At 62.0% G+C, this 18,472-nt stretch carries 14 protein-coding genes; 2 read left to right on the top strand and 12 right to left on the bottom strand.

Going from position 1 to position 18,472, the window contains the following annotated elements:
• Nucleotides 1-2: 2 nt before the first annotated feature.
• The 7 genes from rplC to C0V82_RS15120 form a co-directional block, all read right to left on the bottom strand.
• Nucleotides 3-707 (bottom strand): 50S ribosomal protein L3, encoded by a 705-nt coding sequence (gene rplC / locus C0V82_RS15150; RefSeq protein ID WP_054168366.1) that lies wholly within the window; start codon nucleotides 705-707, stop codon nucleotides 3-5.
• Between the two features lie 65 nt (nucleotides 708-772).
• On the bottom strand, nucleotides 773-1,081 hold the full coding sequence (rpsJ, locus tag C0V82_RS15145; RefSeq protein WP_029013602.1) for a 30S ribosomal protein S10: 309 nt from the start codon (nucleotides 1,079-1,081) through the stop codon (nucleotides 773-775).
• Nucleotides 1,082-1,187: 106 nt separating this feature from the next.
• A complete protein-coding gene (gene tuf / locus C0V82_RS15140) occupies nucleotides 1,188-2,375 on the bottom strand; it encodes an elongation factor Tu (RefSeq protein WP_102113007.1) in 1,188 nt (395 codons plus the stop codon).
• Nucleotides 2,376-2,412: 37 nt separating this feature from the next.
• The gene (gene fusA / locus C0V82_RS15135) at nucleotides 2,413-4,485 is read right to left on the bottom strand and encodes an elongation factor G (RefSeq protein WP_102113019.1); all 2,073 of its coding nucleotides are present in this window, start codon (nucleotides 4,483-4,485) and stop codon (nucleotides 2,413-2,415) included.
• Between the two features lie 18 nt (nucleotides 4,486-4,503).
• On the bottom strand, nucleotides 4,504-4,974 hold the full coding sequence (gene rpsG, locus C0V82_RS15130; protein WP_102113018.1) for a 30S ribosomal protein S7: 471 nt from the start codon (nucleotides 4,972-4,974) through the stop codon (nucleotides 4,504-4,506).
• Nucleotides 4,975-4,986: 12 nt separating this feature from the next.
• Nucleotides 4,987-5,358: a 30S ribosomal protein S12 gene (rpsL, locus tag C0V82_RS15125; RefSeq protein ID WP_054169737.1), complete on the bottom strand. Its 372-nt coding sequence runs from the start codon at nucleotides 5,356-5,358 to the stop codon at nucleotides 4,987-4,989.
• Nucleotides 5,359-5,757: 399 nt separating this feature from the next.
• Nucleotides 5,758-6,366 carry a Uma2 family endonuclease gene (locus C0V82_RS15120; RefSeq protein WP_102113017.1) on the bottom strand — a complete coding sequence of 203 codons (609 nt, stop codon included), beginning with the start codon at nucleotides 6,364-6,366 and terminating at the stop codon, nucleotides 5,758-5,760.
• Between the two features lie 159 nt (nucleotides 6,367-6,525).
• Here C0V82_RS15120 and rimO point away from each other — a divergent pair, with 159 nt between their 5' ends.
• Together rimO and C0V82_RS15110 are read left to right on the top strand one after the other, a co-directional pair.
• Nucleotides 6,526-7,863: a 30S ribosomal protein S12 methylthiotransferase RimO gene (gene rimO / locus C0V82_RS15115; RefSeq protein ID WP_102113016.1), complete on the top strand. Its 1,338-nt coding sequence runs from the start codon at nucleotides 6,526-6,528 to the stop codon at nucleotides 7,861-7,863.
• A gap of 88 nt (nucleotides 7,864-7,951) precedes the next feature.
• Nucleotides 7,952-8,353: a DUF2306 domain-containing protein gene (locus C0V82_RS15110; protein WP_199772430.1), complete on the top strand. Its 402-nt coding sequence runs from the start codon at nucleotides 7,952-7,954 to the stop codon at nucleotides 8,351-8,353.
• A 13-nt stretch (nucleotides 8,354-8,366) separates the two neighbouring features.
• On the opposite strand, the gene C0V82_RS15105 is transcribed toward C0V82_RS15110, so the two are convergent.
• From C0V82_RS15105 to rpoB, 5 genes are all read right to left on the bottom strand, one after another.
• On the bottom strand, nucleotides 8,367-8,648 hold the full coding sequence (locus tag C0V82_RS15105) for a hypothetical protein (RefSeq protein WP_102113015.1): 282 nt from the start codon (nucleotides 8,646-8,648) through the stop codon (nucleotides 8,367-8,369).
• 10 nt (nucleotides 8,649-8,658) lie between these two features.
• Nucleotides 8,659-8,988, bottom strand: a complete 330-nt coding sequence (locus C0V82_RS15100; RefSeq protein ID WP_158659955.1) for a hypothetical protein — start codon at nucleotides 8,986-8,988, stop codon at nucleotides 8,659-8,661.
• A 72-nt stretch (nucleotides 8,989-9,060) separates the two neighbouring features.
• Nucleotides 9,061-9,489: a DUF6766 family protein gene (locus C0V82_RS15095; RefSeq protein ID WP_102113013.1), complete on the bottom strand. Its 429-nt coding sequence runs from the start codon at nucleotides 9,487-9,489 to the stop codon at nucleotides 9,061-9,063.
• A gap of 151 nt (nucleotides 9,490-9,640) precedes the next feature.
• Nucleotides 9,641-13,927, bottom strand: coding sequence for a DNA-directed RNA polymerase subunit beta' (gene rpoC / locus C0V82_RS15090; RefSeq protein WP_102113012.1), 4,287 nt, complete (start codon nucleotides 13,925-13,927; stop codon nucleotides 9,641-9,643).
• 88 nt (nucleotides 13,928-14,015) lie between these two features.
• Nucleotides 14,016-18,209 carry a DNA-directed RNA polymerase subunit beta gene (gene rpoB / locus C0V82_RS15085; protein WP_102113011.1) on the bottom strand — a complete coding sequence of 1,398 codons (4,194 nt, stop codon included), beginning with the start codon at nucleotides 18,207-18,209 and terminating at the stop codon, nucleotides 14,016-14,018.
• Nucleotides 18,210-18,472 lie beyond the last annotated feature (263 nt).

Raw genomic sequence — 18,472 nt, 5'->3', positions numbered from 1 at the left:
TATCAGCCCTCCGCCGCGACAGCTTCAGCAGCCGGAGCACGGAAGGCGCCGGGGAACGGCACGCCCTCGGGCAGCTTCTTCTTGACGGCGTCCTTGACGAGGACGAAAGCGCCCTCATGGCCCGGGACAGCGCCCTTGACCAGGATCAGACCGCGCTCGGCGTCGACCGACACGACCTTCAGGTTCTGGACGGTGACGGTGTCGACACCCATGTGACCGGGCATCTTCTTGTTCTTGAAGGTCTTACCGGGATCCTGACGGCCACCGGTCGAACCGATGGAGCGGTGCGACACGGACACGCCGTGGGTCGCACGCAGACCGCCGAAATTCCAGCGCTTCATACCGCCAGCAAAACCCTTACCCAGGGTCGTGCCCTGCACGTCCACGAACTGGCCGGAAACGAAATGATCCGCGGTCAGCTCAGCACCAACCTCGATCAGATTGGCGGGAGCCACGCGGAACTCGACGAGCTTCTTCTTCGGCTCGACCTTGGCCTTGGCGAACACCTCACGCTGGGCCTTGGCGACGTTCTTCACCTTGGCCTTGACGGCGCCGAGCTGGAGGGCGGTGTAGCCATCCTTCTCTTCCGTCTTGTGGGCGACAACCTGGACCTGGTCCAGCTTCAGCACAGTCACCGGCACGCTTTCACCCTCGTCTGTGAAGACGCGGGTCATGCCGACCTTCTGCGCGATCAATCCGGATCGCATCTGTTTTTCTCCATAACTCGGGACATCCTCAGATCGGGAGAGGTCCCGTACTCCACCAAACTAGATTACAGCTTGATTTCGACGTCGACGCCAGCGGCCAGGTCGAGCTTCATCAGCGCATCAACCGTCTGGGGCGTCGGATCGACGATATCCAGCAGACGCTTGTGGGTGCGAATCTCGAACTGCTCGCGCGACTTCTTGTCGATGTGCGGGCTGCGGTTTACCGTGAACTTTTCCAGCTGCGTGGGCAGCGGAATCGGACCGCGGACGCGCGCACCGGTCCGCTTCGCGGTGTTGACGATCTCGCTGGTGCTCTGGTCGAGCACGCGATGATCAAACGCCTTAAGGCGGATCCGGATATTCTGATTGTCCATGTCCTAGACCCCAAAAAGAGCAGGGTTTATACCCAAAGAGTGGGCCGGCCCCAAGTACTTTCGGGCCGGCCCCACCACATTGCTGTGATGCGTCGAAGCGATAGGCTTACTTGACGATCTTCGACACGACGCCGGCGCCGACGGTACGGCCGCCTTCACGGATGGCGAAGCGCAGACCTTCGTCCATGGCGATCGGGGCGATCAGCTTCACGGCGAAGCGGATGTTGTCGCCGGGCATCACCATTTCCGTACCTTCCGGCAGGGTCACCGAACCGGTGACGTCCGTGGTGCGGAAGTAGAACTGCGGACGATAGTTGGCGAAGAACGGGGTGTGACGGCCGCCTTCTTCCTTCGTCAGGATGTAGGTCTCGGCCTCGAAGTCCGTGTGCGGGTTGATCGAACCCGGCTTGGCCAGAACCTGACCGCGCTCGACGTCTTCACGCTTCGTGCCGCGCAGCAGCGCGCCGATATTGTCGCCAGCCTGGCCCTGGTCCAGCAGCTTGCGGAACATTTCAACGCCGGTCACGGTCGTCTTCACGGTGGCCTTCAGGCCAACAATCTCGACTTCCTCACCGACCTTGACGATGCCCTTCTCGACGCGGCCCGTCACCACGGTGCCACGGCCCGAGATCGAGAACACGTCTTCGATCGGCATCAGGAACGGCTTGTCGATCGGACGCTCCGGCTGCGGGATGTACCGGTCAACCTCGGCCATCAGCTTCAGAACGGCTTCACGACCGATTTCCGGGTTCGTGTCGTTCAGGGCGCAAACGGCAGAGCCGGGGACGATCGGAATGTCGTCGCCGGGGAAGCCGTAGGAGGTCAGCAGCTCGCGCAGCTCCAGCTCAACCAGCTCAACCAGATCCGGATCGGCCAGGTCCATCTTGTTCAGGAACACGACCAGGGCCGGCACGCCGACCTGACGGGCCAGCAGGATGTGCTCGCGGGTCTGCGGCATCGGGCCGTCAGCGGCCGAGCACACCAGGATCGCGCCGTCCATCTGCGCGGCACCGGTGATCATGTTCTTCACATAGTCGGCGTGGCCGGGGCAGTCCACGTGGGCATAGTGACGGTTATCCGTCTCATACTCGACGTGAGCGGTCGAGATCGTGATGCCGCGGGCCTTCTCTTCCGGCGCCTTGTCGATCTGGTCGTACGCCGTGAACGTGGCGCCGCCCTTTTCGGCCAGCACCTTCGTGATGGCGGCCGTCAGCGACGTCTTGCCATGGTCAACGTGACCGATGGTGCCGATGTTGCAGTGCGGCTTCGTCCGCTCAAACTTAGCCTTAGCCATGATGTTCCGTCCTCATTTCAATCGGTTGACGACCAGTTCAGGCCACCTTGCTGCGAAGCTCGTCAGCGATGGCGTGCGGCGCCGGTTCATACGTTTCGAATTGCATCGAGTACTGTGCCCGGCCCTGACTGCTGGACCGCAGCGTATTCACATAACCAAACATCGTCGCCAGTGGCACCTTGGCATCGATCACCCGGGCATTGCCCCGTTGATCCATGCCGAGGATATGCCCCCGGCGGCTGTTCAGGTCGCCGATGATATCGCCCAGATATTCCTCCGGGGTCATCACCTCGACCTTCATCACGGGCTCCAACAGGACGGGGCGAGCCTTGGCCAGCCCTTCCCGCAATGCCGTCCGCGCAGCCATTTCAAATGCCTGCGTAGAGCTTTCCACATCGTGGAAGGCGCCATCGACCAGTTCGACCCGAATATCGACCACCGGATAACCGGCAACGACACCCGACGTCCTGGCGGCCTCAAGCCCCTTCTGCACGCCCGTGACAAATTCCTTTGGCAGCGTTTCCGCTGACACCTTGTTCACAAATACCAGCCCCCGACCCGCTTCTGCCGGCTCCACCACCAGCTTAACGCGGGCGAACTGGCCGACATTACCAATCTGGCGCCGATGCGTGTGATCCACCTCGCCCCGGGCAGTGACGGTCTCGCGGTAGGCCACCTTGGGCTTGCCCACCGCCGCCTCCACCCGGAACTCCCGGCGCATGCGGTCCACGATGATCTCCAAATGAAGCTCACCCATGCCCCGCAGGATCGCCTGGCCCGATTCGGGATCGCGGCCGATCCGGAAAGAAGGGTCCTCAGCCGCCAAACGGCCAAGTGCCACTGCCATCCGGTCGTGATCGGCCTGACTACGCGGCTCGACCACCACCTCGATCACCGGCTCGGGAAACTCCATCCGCTCCAGCAGGATCGGATGGGCCGGATCACACAGCGTATCCCCCGTCGTCGTCCCTTCCAGGGAAGCAAACGCGACGATATCGCCCGCATGTGCTTCCTCGATCTCCTCCCGGCTGTTGGCATGCATCAGCAGCATGCGGCCAGCCTTCTCTTCCTGCTTCTTGCCGGGATTGGCCATGATGGCATCCTGACGCAGAGAACCGGAATAGATACGGGCGAAGGTCAGGGACCCCGCGAACGGATCATTCATCACCTTGAACGCCAGCGCCGCAAAAGGCGCCTCGTCATTGGCGGCGCGGGTTACCGCATCGCCCGACGGCGTCAAACCCTGGACATCGCCCTTGTCCGCCGGGGATGGCAGAAAATCAACGACGGCATCCAGCATGGGCTGCACGCCCTTATTCTTGAAAGCCGACCCGCACAGCACCGGAACGAGCTTCAGCCCGATCGTGCCCTTACGGATCAGACGACGCAGTTCCTTCTCATCCGGTTCAACACCGGACAGGAAGGCGTCGGTCGCCGCCTCTTCCATATCGACCGCCTGCTCGACCAGCTTGGCGCGCCAGCGCTTCGCCTCATCCAGCATGTCGGTCGGCACATCCACCGTATCGAACCGGGCGCCCAGCATATCATCGGCCCAGATGACCGCCTTCATGGCGATCAGGTCGATGACACCCTTGAAGCCCGTCTCCACACCCAGCGGCAATTGCAGCAGAACGGGGTTGGCACCCAAGCGTTCTGCAATCATCGCCACCGTCCCCAGAAGGTCCGCGCCAACGCGGTCCATCTTGTTTACGAAGCAGATCCGGGGCACGCGGTACTTGTCCGCCTGCCGCCAGACCGTTTCCGACTGGGGCTCCACACCCGACACCGCATCGAACAGGGCAACCGCACCGTCAAGAACCCGCAAAGAACGTTCAACCTCAATGGTGAAGTCAACGTGACCCGGCGTGTCGATGATGTTGATACGGTGATCCTTCCAGACACAGGTCGTGGCCGCCGAGGTGATCGTGATGCCCCGTTCCTGTTCCTGTTCCATCCAGTCCATCGTGGCGGTGCCGTTATCGACCTCGCCAATGCGATAGGACTTGCCCGTGTAAAACAGGATCCGCTCCGTCGTCGTCGTCTTGCCGGCATCAATGTGCGCGGCAATGCCGATATTCCGATAGGAGTGGATGGGATGGGACCGGGCCATGGATCGGGGCGTCCGAACTTACCAGCGGTAGTGCGAGAAGGCCTTGTTGGCTTCAGCCATGCGATGCGTGTCTTCACGCTTCTTCACAGCCGTACCGCGCTGCTGCGCGGCGTCCAGCAACTCACCCGACAGACGCTCGGTCATGGTGTTTTCCGAACGGTTACGAGCAGCACCGATGATCCAGCGGATCGCCAGGGCCTGCGCACGGTCGGAACGCACTTCCACCGGAACCTGATAGGTCGCACCACCGACGCGGCGGGAACGAACTTCCAGGTACGGACGGACATTATTCAGCGCGTCATGGAAGAGCTGCAGAGCGTCCTGCTTCGTCTTCGACTCGATGCGATCCAGGGCACCGTAGACGATGGACTCAGCCACCGACTTCTTGCCGTCGTACATCAGGCAGTTCATGAACTTCGTCAGCACGATATCGCCAAACTTGGCATCGGGCAGAACTTCGCGCTTGTCGGCTTTACGACGACGGGACATTGCTCGCTCTCCTTACTTCGGACGCTTCGCGCCGTACTTCGACCGGCGCTGCTTCCGATTCTTCACGCCCTGAGTATCGAGCGTGCCGCGGATGATGTGGTAACGCACACCGGGAAGATCCTTCACGCGGCCACCACGGATCATGACGACCGAGTGCTCCTGAAGATTGTGACCTTCACCGGGGATGTAGCTGATGACCTCGTAGCCGTTCGTCAGGCGCACGCGGGCGACCTTACGAAGCGCCGAGTTCGGCTTCTTCGGGGTGGTGGTGTAGACACGGGTGCAAACGCCACGCTTCTGCGGGCATTCCTGCAGGGCCGGCACCTTATCCCGGGCCACCAACGGAGCCCGCGGCTTGCGGATCAACTGACTGATCGTCGGCATGAACGCCCTTCGCCTTTTCTCATATCCCCGAAACGGGGATGTCATTCCAAACCGGTCGCACCACCAACCTCATAACGACGGACGAAAAACACCCGCATACGAAGCTTTGGGCTCCGTGCGGGAGAATCTCATGCGCCGTCCGAACAAGGACTCGGGTGCGGCTATCGACTGTTCCGGGGAGGTTCCTTGGAGCTGGCCAACGTCCCTGATGGGTAAGCGCTTGATGCCAACAGTGGGGACAGCGTCTAGACGCCACGAGGGCGGGCTACAGCCTGCCCCCCCGAAATAGGTTGGCGGACTATAGGGATGTCGCCCCACCCCGTCAAGCGCGACCCTAGGCCTTCCGCCACGTTGGCAACGCATCGTGGCCCCCTGGACTCCGCAGGGCTTGAGGGCCGGTCAGGGGGCCGATCCCGCCGCCACCGATGGGCCCTCGGCGGTGAGTGTCAGTTCCACATCCTCATAAATCTCGGCCATGGGGATGGTAACGCCGATACTGTCAAGCGTAATAGAGGCTTTCAGGCCACGGATCGTTTCGACAATCCAACGGTCGCCATCGGCCCGCCACAGCAGGGCGCGGGCCTCGTCCTGGTCCAGCTCCAGGACCTGCTGGATACCCACCGAGGCATAATCATCACGCTGGCGGGCCATTTCGCTGGCGGAATTGCTGGGCGAGAGGATTTCAGCGGCCAACAGCGGCATCTCCGCCGTCCGCCGGTCCGAGCCGCAGCGGACCAGCAGGTCTGGCGCACGGACGGTCCAGCGCTTGTCGATACGCAGCGCTCCTCCCCCAGCCTCCAGCACACATGGCCGCCCAGCAGACCGCAGCCGGTTTCCAAGGCTTATGCTGAGGTTGGCTGTAATCCGGGCATGGGTGGTGGAGGGCGCCGACTGTGCCACAGGCCGACCCTCTATCAGCTCATAAGTCAGGTCATCGCCCGAGTCCCACGCCAGAAACTCATCAATGGTCATGCGGCTGACATCGATCTTTTTGACGGCCTTGACCATGACGGCATCCCGGATGCTGTATCTGAGGAGCGATCATACCCCGAATCGTACCGGCACACCATCCGCGCTGCTTTCCGCCACCCCGCCATGCTTGCGGCCCACTGGCCTCAACGCGCGCACGAGATTATATAGGCCGCTTGTTTTCAAGGACCCTTCCCCATGACCAAGCAGACCCATTCCCCCGCCGCCGCGCCCAAGGTCGGCATCGTCTCTCTCGGCTGCCCCAAGGCGCTGGTGGACAGCGAACGCATCCTGACCAAGCTGCGGTCGGAAGGGTATGAGATTTCCGGCTCCTATGACGGGGCCGATGTTGTGCTGGTCAATACCTGCGGGTTCCTGGACAGCGCCAAGGCCGAAAGCCTGGAGGCCATCGGTGAGGCCATCAAGGAAAACGGCAAAGTCATCGTCACGGGCTGTCTGGGCAAGGAAGAGAGCCTAATCCGTCAGAACCACCCCAATGTCCTGGCCGTCACGGGTCCGCACCAGTATGAGCAAGTGGTCAGCGCCGTGCACGAGGTGGTGCCGCCGCGCCATGACCCGTATCTGGATGTGGTGCCACCGCAGGGCCTGCGTCTCACCCCGCGCCATTATGCCTATCTGAAGATTTCAGAGGGCTGCAACAACCGCTGCACCTTCTGCATTATCCCGTCCATTCGCGGCGATCTGGTCTCCCGCCCCGCCAACATGGTGCTGGCCGAGGCCGAGGCGCTGGTGAAGGCCGGGGTGAAGGAAATCCTGGTGGTCAGCCAGGATACGTCGGCCTATGGCATGGACACACGCTATGCCGAGAGCAAGTGGAAGGGCCGCCAGGTCCGCGCCAAGTTCATTGATCTGGCCCGCGAACTGGGCGACTTGGGCGCCTGGATTCGCCTGCATTATGTCTATCCCTATCCCCATGTGGACGAGGTCATTGGGCTGATGGCAGAGGGCAAGGTGCTGCCCTATCTCGACATCCCGTTCCAGCATGCGGCCCCCAACGTCCTAAAGGCCATGAAGCGCCCGGCGAACACCGACAAGGTGCTGGACCGGATCAAGATGTGGCGCCAGGGCTGCCCCGATCTGACGCTCCGCTCCACCTTCATCGTCGGCTTCCCCGGTGAGACGGAGCAGGATTTCCAGTATCTGCTGGACTGGCTGACCGAGGCTCAGATCGACCGTCTGGGCTGCTTCAAGTACGAACCGGTGGAGGGCGCGCCCGCCAACGAGATCCCTGGCGCCGTTCCAAAGGAAGTCCAGGAAGAACGCTGGAACCGCCTGATGGCGCACCAGCAGGAGATCAGCGCCAAGCGTTTCGCCACCAAGATCGGTCGCGAGATGGATGTGCTGATCGACGAGGTAGACGAGGAAGGGGCCGTTGGACGCTCCTGGGCCGATGCCCCGGAGATCGACGGTGCCGTCTACCTGAATGACGAGTTCAAGGTGAAGCCGGGCGATATGGTCCGGGTGAAGATCGAGGAAGCAGACGAATACGATCTGTGGGGCAGCGTCATTCGCTGAATTCTTTACGTCCCTTTAACCAGGCCATTGATTTTCCTGCCTGGTTTGTCCGATAGGTTGGGAAAACCTATCGGACAGGGGATTAAAATTGCAGGGTTTCGATCTTTTCCTGGGCGCACCGGCGCTGATCCAGCTTCATGCCGTGCTGGCAGGTGCCGCCATCATCCTGGGTGGCGTACAGTTTGCCATGCCCAAGGGGACGCCGACCCACCGGCTTCTGGGCCGCATCTGGGTGGCCGCCATGGCGACCGTGGCGCTGTCTTCCTTTTTCATCCATGAAATCCGGATGTTCGGGCTGTTCAGCCCGATCCATCTTCTGTCGGTGCTGACGCTGATCACGCTGTGGCAGGCCATCCGTTTGGTCCGGAAGGGCGATATCGTACGCCACAAGAAGGCGATGGTGCGGCTTTACGTGCTGGCCTTGCTGATCACCGGGGCTTTCACGCTGCTGCCCGGGCGTCTGATGTACAGGGTGTTTTTCGGGGGCTGATGCCGGTCGGGGGCTACTCGTCCCCGATCCAAACCTTGGCGGCCAGCAGCCGCTGCGCCCCTTCGCGCAGCTCATCATGCAGTTGCCGGACCTCCGCCACGACACGTTCTTCCAACTGATCAAGTTTGCGACCACGGTGGGCGTGCAGGAGGCTACCAAGCTTCTTGGCCGTGCGGGCCAGCGGCGCGAAGGAACGGCCAACGCCCAACACTTCGTCCCGGTAATCGGGCTGAAGCACGTTGGGGTACAGCCTGTCCATCCTGTCCAGCGCCAGTGTAAGCTGGGTACGGTTCATAGGCCCAGCCTCAATTACGGATAACGGGCCGCCAGCGCGGGGGCTTATTGCCACCGCCCTGCCCGTCATCGGGGGGTGGTACCAAGGTGCGGGCAGGTGCCGCTGGAGGAGCGACCGGTACGGACCTGACAGCCAAAGAACGCAGCCAGAAAATATGCGCGATGGCAACAACGGCACCGACCGGAATGGGAGCCGCCACCAGCAGCATGGGGTTTTGTTCGGCGATGGCTGCCGCCTGCGGCAGGGCGCGCAGCAACTCCCCAACGATAGAGGCAGCCCCGACACCGGACAGCGCCGCGAACAGCAGGCCCAGCTTACCTGACAAACGACTACCCGCCATCACCGCCACTCCCTGACCAGTCCCAATGGCGGTTATTTAGGCGGCGATGGTACGCCTTGCCAAGGGGTAAGGCTATGCGCCAGGATCTGCCACCGTGATTCCCACCGGCTGGTCGCCATGGCGCAGCGGCTTTGCATGGCCGTGGGTGCGCAGGTACCGCTCATCAAGTGCTGTAATCAGGCTACCGGCACGATCGCCCGCCTGCAGGCGAAGCAAGGCGTCGATCTTGGCCTCCATGCGGTCGTCATTCTCCTTGGACGCGGGCGAGCCGGCATAAAGGAAGTAGGCGAGACCGCAAACCTGCCACAGCAGTTGCAGGAATTCCGACTGCCAGTTCTCAAACGTCTCCCGCCCCATCTGCATGATGAAGGGCACCAGGGTAGGCGCGTTTCCATGCTGGATCGCGGCGTCGGCGTAGGCGAACCAGCCGAATATCCAATGGCCCAACATTGAGATGGCGAAGAAGGCCAGCGTGATCCAGCCGTAGGCATAGCGCTGCATGGGAACCCCTCCAGACCGAGCGCTGGCGACGGGCCCGCGCGACGACGGGGCAACCCGGTAGCAGCAGCTTTGTTCCTAGCAGGCCAGAACGGAAAAGGGCCGCCCTTTTGCCAGGGCGGCCCTTTCCTACTCAACTCAGCATCTGCCGATCTTACTCGGCAGCCGCTTCCGGCAGAGCCGGCGTTTCGCCGTCTTCGCCCATCTGCATGGCGCGGTCGCGCTCGGCAGCGATGGCCTTCAAACGGTTGACGACCGAGCCGGTACCGGCCGGGATCAGACGACCGACAATCACGTTCTCCTTCAGGCCTTCCAGATTGTCGACCTTGCCCTGGACGGCAGCTTCCGTCAGGACGCGGGTCGTTTCCTGGAACGACGCGGCAGAGATGAAGGAACGGGTCTGCAGCGACGCCTTGGTGATGCCCTGCAGAACCGGCTTGCCCTGCGCAAAGCGCAGATCGACTTCGCCTTCCTTGATCCGCTGCTGAACGGCGCGGTTCTCCTGCTCGAACTCCACCCGATCAACCTGATCACCGATCAGCAGGGTGGTGTCACCCGGATCGGAGACCTCGATCTTCTGCAGCATCTGACGGACGATCACTTCAATGTGCTTGTCGTTGATCTTCACGCCCTGCAGACGATAGACGTCCTGGATCTCATTGATCAGGTAGTTCGCCAGCGCTTCGACGCCCATGACCGACAGGATGTCGTGCGGCACCGGGCTACCATCCATCAGGCTGTCGCCCTTCTGGACATAGTCGCCCTCCTGAACGGCAATGTGCTTGCCCTTCGGGATCAGGTACTCGCGCTCTTCCCCCGTCTCGTCATTCTTCACAACGATGCGGCGCTTGGTCTTGTAGTCCTTGCCGAACTCCACCCGGCCCTCGATCTCCGCGATGATCGCGAAGTCCTTGGGACGGCGGGCTTCAAACAGCTCGGCCACGCGCGGCAGACCGCCGGTGATGTCACGCGTCTTGGAGCTTTCACGCGGGATACGGGCCAGCACGTCACCGGCCTGGACCTTCGCGCCATTCTCCACCGACAGGATGGCATCCACGCTCATGAAGTAGCGGGCTTCCGTGCCGTTCGGCAGCTTGACGATCTCACCATTGGCATCCACCAGAGCGATGCGCGGACGCAGGTCCGCACCGCGCGGCTGCTGACGCCAGTCGACCACCACCTTGGACGAGATGCCGGTGGCTTCGTCCATGACTTCGCGGACCGAGATGCCTTCCACCAGGTCCACATAGGTTGCCGTACCCTCGCGTTCCGTCAGGATCGGCAGGGTGTAGGGGTCCCATTCGGCCAGGCGGTCACCGCGCTTGATGGGAGCGCCATCAACCGCCAGCGCCTTGTTCAGCTTGGCGCCATAAGGAACACGGTGCTTGGCGCGCTCGCGGCCCTGCTCATCCAGCAGCGCCAGCTCGCAGTTGCGGCCCATCACCACCGGCACACCCTCGCTGTTCATGACGAGGTTGCGGTTACGCACGATCACCTTGGCGTCCAGCGTCGCTTCGATGAAGCTCTGCTCCGCGCCACGCTGTGCCGCGCCACCGATGTGGAACGTACGCATCGTCAGCTGCGTGCCCGGCTCACCGATCGACTGTGCGGCGATGACGCCCACGGCCTCGCCCATGTTCACCCGCGTACCACGGGCCAGGTCACGGCCGTAGCAATGGGCGCACACGCCATCTTCGGTTTCGCAGGTCAGCACCGAACGGATATGGACCGTATCGATACCGGCAGCATCGATCAGCTCAAGCTCACGCTCGGTGATCAGCTCGCCAGCCGGCACGATCATCTCGCCGGTCAGCGTATTGACCAGGTCGACAGTAGAGGTACGGCCCAGGATACGCTCCGACAGCGGAACGATAACGTCGCCGCCATCAATCACTGCCTTCACGGTCAGGCCGTTCTTCGTGCCGCAATCCGTCTCGGTGATGATGGCGTCCTGCGCCACGTCCACCAGACGACGGGTCAGGTAACCGGAATTCGCCGTCTTCAAGGCGGTGTCAGCCAGACCCTTACGGGCACCGTGGGTGGAGTTGAAATACTCCAGAACCGACAGGCCTTCCTTGAAGTTGGAGATAATCGGCGTCTCGATGATCTCACCGCTCGGCTTGGCCATCAGACCGCGCATACCGGCCAACTGCTTGATCTGAGCCGGCGAACCACGGGCACCGGAATGGGCCATCATGTAGACCGAATTCACACCCAGGCCCGGACGCGGCTGCTCGATGACCTTCATCATCGCGCCGGCGACCTTTTCGGTGGTTTCCGACCAGACGTCGACCACCTTGTTGTACTTCTCGCCCTGGGTGATCAGACCGTCCAGATACTGCTGCTCGAACTCCTTCACACGGTCCTGGGCTTCCTTGACCAGAATCTCCTTCTCGGCCGGGATAACCATGTCATCCTTACCGAAGGAGATGCCTGCCTTGAACGCGTTGGTGAAGCCCAGACGCATCATCCGGTCGGCGAAAATCACCGTCTCCTTCTGACCGCAATGGCGGTAGACGACGTCGATGATGTTGCCGATTTCCTTCTTGGTCAGAAGGCGGTTGATCAGGTCGAACTTGATGGCCGGATGGCGGGGCAGGATCTCCGACAGCAGCATGCGACCCGGGGTGGCCGTCACGCGGGTGGTGATCGGATTGCCTTCGCTGTCCACAGTGTGATAGCGGGCCTGGATCTTGGAATGCAGCGTGACCACCTTCGCGGCCAGCGCATGCTCGATCTCACCGATAGAGCCGAAGGCCATGCCCTCGCCCACGGCACCGGGCAGTTCCATCGTGATGTAGTACAGACCCAGGATGATGTCCTGAGACGGCACGATGATGGGACGGCCCGAGGCGGGCGACAGGATGTTGTTGGTCGACATCATCAGGACGCGCGCTTCTAGCTGAGCCTCAAGGCTCAGGGGGACGTGCACGGCCATCTGGTCGCCGTCAAAGTCGGCGTTGAAGGCGGTACAGACCAGCGGATGGAGCTGGATGGCCTTGCCTTCGATCAGGGTCGGCTCAAACGCCTGGATGCCAAGACGGTGCAGGGTCGGTGCGCGGTTCAGCATCACAGGATGCTCGCGGATGACCTCTTCCAGGATGTCCCAGACCTCGGGACGTTCCTTTTCCACCATACGCTTGGCGGCCTTGATCGTGCTAGCCAGACCGTACAGTTCCAGCTTGGCGTAGATGAAGGGCTTGAACAGCTCAAGCGCCATCTTCTTCGGCAGGCCGCACTGGTGCAGCTTCAGCTCCGGACCCACGACGATAACCGAACGACCGGAATAATCGACGCGCTTACCCAGCAGGTTCTGACGGAAGCGGCCCTGCTTGCCCTTCAGCATGTCGCTGATGGACTTCAGCGGACGCTTGTTAGCACCGGTGATGACGCGACCGCGACGGCCATTGTCGAACAGCGCGTCCACAGCTTCCTGCAGCATGCGCTTTTCGTTACGGACGATGATGTCCGGGGCCTTCAGCTCGATCAGACGCTTCAGACGGTTGTTACGGTTGATCACGCGGCGGTACAGATCATTCAGATCCGACGTCGCGAAACGACCACCATCCAGCGGCACCAGCGGACGCAGTTCGGGCGGAATGACCGGAACAACTTCCAGGATCATCCATTCCGGGCGCGTCGCTTCCGGGTAGGTCTTGTAGATGGTCGGGCCGTCGGCGCGCTCAATGCGCTCCTTATAGCCTTCGAACCGCTCGTAATCGGCGACCGTCTCAACTTCAACCGGGTTGCCCAGGAAGGCTTCCAGCATCTTAAGACGCTTGACGAGCTTCTTGCGCTTGGCCTCCGACGAGGTCTCGCGCAGGTCGTCACGGCAGTTCGCCTTCTCCGTGACCAGGTCCAGCGAGGACAGCATGTCCTTCAGGGCCTCGGCACCGATCTTGGCGGTGAACGTGTCTTCGCCGTACTTGTCCTGGAAGTCGATCAGCTCGTCTTCAGACAGCAACTGACCCTGCTTCAGCTCGGTCAGGCCGGGTTCGATGACGACATAGTTCTCGAAATAAAGGATGCGCTCCAGATCCTTCAGCGTGTTGTCCAGCAACAGGCCGATACGGGAAGGCAGCGACTTCAGGAACCAGATATGGGCAACGGGCGAGGCCAGTTCGATATGGCCCATGCGCTCGCGGCGGACCTTGGACAAGGTCACTTCCACGCCGCACTTTTCGCAGATGATGCCGCGATACTTCATGCGCTTGTACTTGCCGCACAAGCACTCGTAATCCTTGATCGGACCGAAGATGCGGGCGCAGAACAGGCCGTCGCGCTCCGGCTTGAAGGTCCGGTAGTTGATCGTCTCGGGCTTCTTGATCTCGCCGAACGACCAGGAGCGGATGCGCTCCGGGCTGGCGATCGAGATGCGGATCTGGTCGAAGCTCTGCGGACCCTGCGGGGTGCCGAAGATGTTCATCAATTCGGTATTCATATGCCGTCTCCCCTGGGGGTCATGGCTTCGTCAAACGATGAGGACGCCCGGCGGGCGGTGACCCGCCGGGCGTCGACCTGATCGGCCCTTAGTAGTCGCGCTCGTTCAGCTCGACATTCAGGCCCAGGGAACGCAGTTCCTTGACCAGAACGTTGAAGCTTTCGGGAATGCCGGCTTCGAAGTTGTCGTCGCCACGGACGATGGCCTCGTAAACCTTGGTACGACCGGACACATCGTCCGACTTCACCGTCAGCATTTCCTGCAGCGTGTAAGCGGCGCCGTAAGCTTCCAGTGCCCACACTTCCATTTCACCGAAGCGCTGGCCACCGAACTGGGCCTTACCACCCAGCGGCTGCTGGGTCACAAGGCTGTAGGGGCCGATGGAGCGGGCGTGGATCTTGTCGTCGACCAGGTGGTGCAGCTTCAGCATGTAGATGTAGCCGACCGTGACGCGGCGGTCGAACGGCTCGCCCGTACGCCCGTCAATCAGCTGCATCTGACCCGAACGGTCGATGCCGGCATCTTCCAGCATGCGGCAGATATCTTCTTCACGCGCACCGTCAAAGACGGGCGTGGCGAAGGGAATGCCGCGGCGCAGGTTGTTGGCCAGCTCGATCAGCTCGGCATCGCCCATGTCGGAGATGTCGGCGCCCCACACATCCTCACCATAGATGTGGCGCAGGCGGGCCCGCAGCTCATCCAGGGTCTTGGACTTGATGGCGGCGTCGGTTGCCTTGGCCCGCATCTTGTCCAGCATCTCGCCGATCTGACGGCCCAACCCTGCCGCGGCCCACCCAAGGTGAGTTTCCAGGATCTGACCGACATTCATACGCGACGGCACGCCGAGCGGGTTCAGCACGATGTCGACATTCCGGCCATCTTCCAGGTACGGCATGTCTTCGATCGGGGTGATGCGCGAGATGACGCCCTTGTTGCCGTGACGACCGGCCATCTTGTCACCGGGCTGCAGCTTGCGCTTCACAGCCACGAAGACCTTGACCATCTTCATCACGCCGGGCGGCAGCTCGTCACCGCGCTGCAGCTTCTCGACCTTGTTCTCGAACTTCTCCTGCAGGCGCTGGACGCTGTCGTCAAACACCTTGCCGGTCTGCTCGATGAACTCCATCACGCCGTCATCGGCGACGGAGATATGGCGCCACTGATTGCGGCTCAGACCCGACAGCAGCTCAGCGGTGATCGCCTCGCCACCCTTCAGGCCCTTCGGACCCGACACGACGGTCTGGCCGATCAGCAGTTCCTTCAGACGGGTGTAGAAGGAGCGTTCCAGAATGCCCTTCTCGTCGTCGCGGTCCTTGGCCAGCTTCTCGATCTCGGCCCGCTCGATCGCCAGGGCGCGCTCGTCCTTGTCCACGCCACGGCGGGAGAAGACGCGCACTTCCACGACGGTACCGACGACACCCGGCGGCAGGCGCAGGGACGTGTCGCGCACGTCAGAGGCCTTTTCACCGAAGATGGCGCGCAGCAGCTTTTCTTCCGGCGTCATCGGGCTTTCGCCCTTCGGCGTGACCTTACCGACCAGGATGTCGCCCGGACGGACTTCGGCGCCAATATAGACGATGCCGGCTTCGTCGAGGTTCTTCAGAGCCTCTTCGCCGACATTGGGAATGTCGCGGGTGATTTCTTCCTGGCCCAGCTTGGTATCGCGGGCCATGACCTCGAACTCCTCGATATGGATCGAGGTGAAGACGTCATCGCGCACGATCCGCTCGGAAATCAGGATCGAGTCTTCGAAGTTGTAACCGTTCCAGGGCATGAACGCGACGAGCACGTTACGGCCAAGGGCCAGTTCACCCAGGTCGGTCGAGGGACCGTCGGCGATGATATCGCCCTTGATCACCCGGTCGCCCACCTTCACCAGCGGCTTCTGGTTGATACAGGTGTTCTGGTTGGAACGCTGGAACTTCAGCAGGTTGTAGATATCGACGCCGGGGGCCGCCGGGTCCGTATTCTCGGTCGCGCGGACCACGATACGGGTGGCGTCCACCTGGTCGACAATACCGGCGCGGCGGGCAACGATGGTCACGCCCGAGTCACGGGCAACCGTCGCTTCCATGCCGGTACCGACCAGCGGGCTGTCCGCCTTGATCAGCGGCACGGCCTGACGCTGCATGTTGGAACCCATCAGCGCGCGGTTCGCGTCGTCGTTCTCCAGGAACGGGATCAGCGCGGCGGCGACGGACACGACCTGCTTGGGCGACACGTCGATCAGGTCGATCATGTCCGGACGGGCCAGCAGGTATTCACCGCCCTTACGGCAGGAGACCAGCAGCTCGGCGAACTTGCCATCGGCCTGCAACGGCGCGTTGGCCTGGGCCACCATGTAGCGGCCTTCTTCCATGGCCGACAGGTAAACCACTTCGGACGTCACCTTCTGGTCCACCACCTTGCGGTAGGGGCTTTCGATGAAGCCGTACTGGTTCACGCGGGCATAGGTCGCGAGGCTGTTGATCAGACCGATGTTCGGGCCTTCCGGCGTCTCAATCGGGCAGATACGGCCATAGTGGGTCGGATGCACGTCGCGGACTTCGAAGCCCGCGCGCTCACGCGTCAGACCACCCGGCCCCAGGGCCGAGAGACGACGCTTGTGCGTGATTTCCGATAGCGGGTTCGTCTGGTCCATGAACTGCGACAGCTGCGAGGAGCCGAAGAATTCACGGACGGCAGCGGCCGCCGGCTTGGCATTGATCAGGTCATGCGGCATGACCGTGTCGATCTCGACCGAGCTCATACGCTCGCGGATCGCACGCTCCATGCGCAGCAGACCGACGCGGTACTGATTTTCCATCAGTTCGCCGACGGAGCGGACGCGACGGTTGCCCAGATGGTCGATATCGTCGATCTCGCCCCGGCCATCCTTCAGTTCCACCAGGATCTTCAGGATCTTCAGGATGTCTTCCTTGCGGAGCACGCGCATCTGATCGTCCGTCTGGAAATTCAGACGGGCGTTCATCTTCACGCGGCCCACGGCCGACAGGTCGTAGCGTTCCTGGTCGAAGAACAGGCCCTGGAACAGCGCTTCCGCGCTTTCCAGCGTCGGCGGCTCACCCGGACGCATGACGCGGTAGATATCAACCAGCGCATCCTCACGGGACGCGTTACGGTCGGCAGCCATCGTGTTGCGGATATAGGGACCGACATTCAGATGGTCGATGGCCAGGACGGGCAGTTCCTGCACACCCTGCTTCTCCAGCTTGTCCAAGGACGCGCTGCTGATTTCGTCACCAGCCTCGTACAGGACCTCACCGGTGCGCTCATCGATGATATCGACGGCCAGATAACGACCGATGATCTCTTCGATGGGAGCGGAAACTTCCGTCAGGCCCTGCTCGACCAGGCGCTTCAGGACGCGCGGGGTCATCTTGGTTTCGCGCTGGACCAGTATCTCGCCCGTGCGGGCGTCGATCAGGTCGGTGGCGAGCTTCTGGCCCTTCAGACGCTCCGGCTCGAAGGCGGTCTTCCAGCCGGCGCCGGAACGGGTGTAGGTCACGGTCTCGTAGAAGGCGCCAAGGATTTCTTCCTTGGTCATGCCCTGCGCCTCGTACGGCTGCAGGTCCTTGCCCAGCGCCTTGCGAGCAGCGCGGGAGGCTTCCGTGTCAAAACCATCCAGCGCATAGAGCAGCGTGGTAGCCGGCAGCTTGCGGCGGCGGTCGATGCGGACATAGACAATGTCCTTGGCATCGAACTCGAAATCCAGCCACGAGCCGCGATAGGGGATGACGCGGGCGGCGAACAGGTACTTGCCCGAGCTGTGGGTCTTGCCCTTGTCGTGGTCGAAGAACACACCGGGGCTGCGGTGCATCTGGCTGACGATCACGCGCTCGGTGCCGTTGATGATAAAGGTGCCGTTGGCCGTCATCAGGGGCATATCGCCCATGTAGACGTCCTGCTCCTTGATGTCGCGGATCGAGCGCAGGCCCGTATCCTCATCAACATCGAACACGGTGAGACGCAGCGTCACCTTCAGCGGGGCGGCGAAGGTCATACCGCGCTGCTGGCATTCCTCGACATCATATTTCGGCTGCTCAAGCTCGTACCGGACGAAGTCCAGCACGGCGCGCTCGGAGAAGTCCCTAATCGGAAATACCGACTTGAAGACTTCCTGGAGACCGAGGACCGCCCGCTTTTCCGGCGCCACGTCCATCTGCAGGAAGTGGTCGTAGGAACTGCGCTGAACCTCGATCAGGTTCGGCATGCGGGTCACCTCGGGGATACGCCCGAAGCTCTTGCGGATACGCTTACGTCCCGTGAACGACTTGGCCATAGAGTGCCTCTCGTGAACTCGCCCGGTGCAATGCGCGCTCTAGTCAATGCCCAAATTCGAGGCATCGGGCCGAAACCCGTCACCCCAAAACACGAATCGACGCGGGCGCAAATCCGGTTCGGATAGGCGCTTAGCCACGTCGTTATCATCAGCGTCACCTACTTCCGCTGCCGGTGGAAGCCAGGATCCGCCTTGGTTTTTCCCGTCCGAAGCAGGGTTTACCCCCACCCCTTCCGGAACCGCCATGGTCCCGTCCCGGAAAA

It is taken from the genome of Niveispirillum cyanobacteriorum, from assembly GCF_002868735.1.
GTDB classification, from domain to species: domain Bacteria; phylum Pseudomonadota; class Alphaproteobacteria; order Azospirillales; family Azospirillaceae; genus Niveispirillum; species Niveispirillum cyanobacteriorum.
Note: the sequence above shows the minus strand (reverse complement) of the source record. Positions and strands in the feature narration are given on the sequence as shown.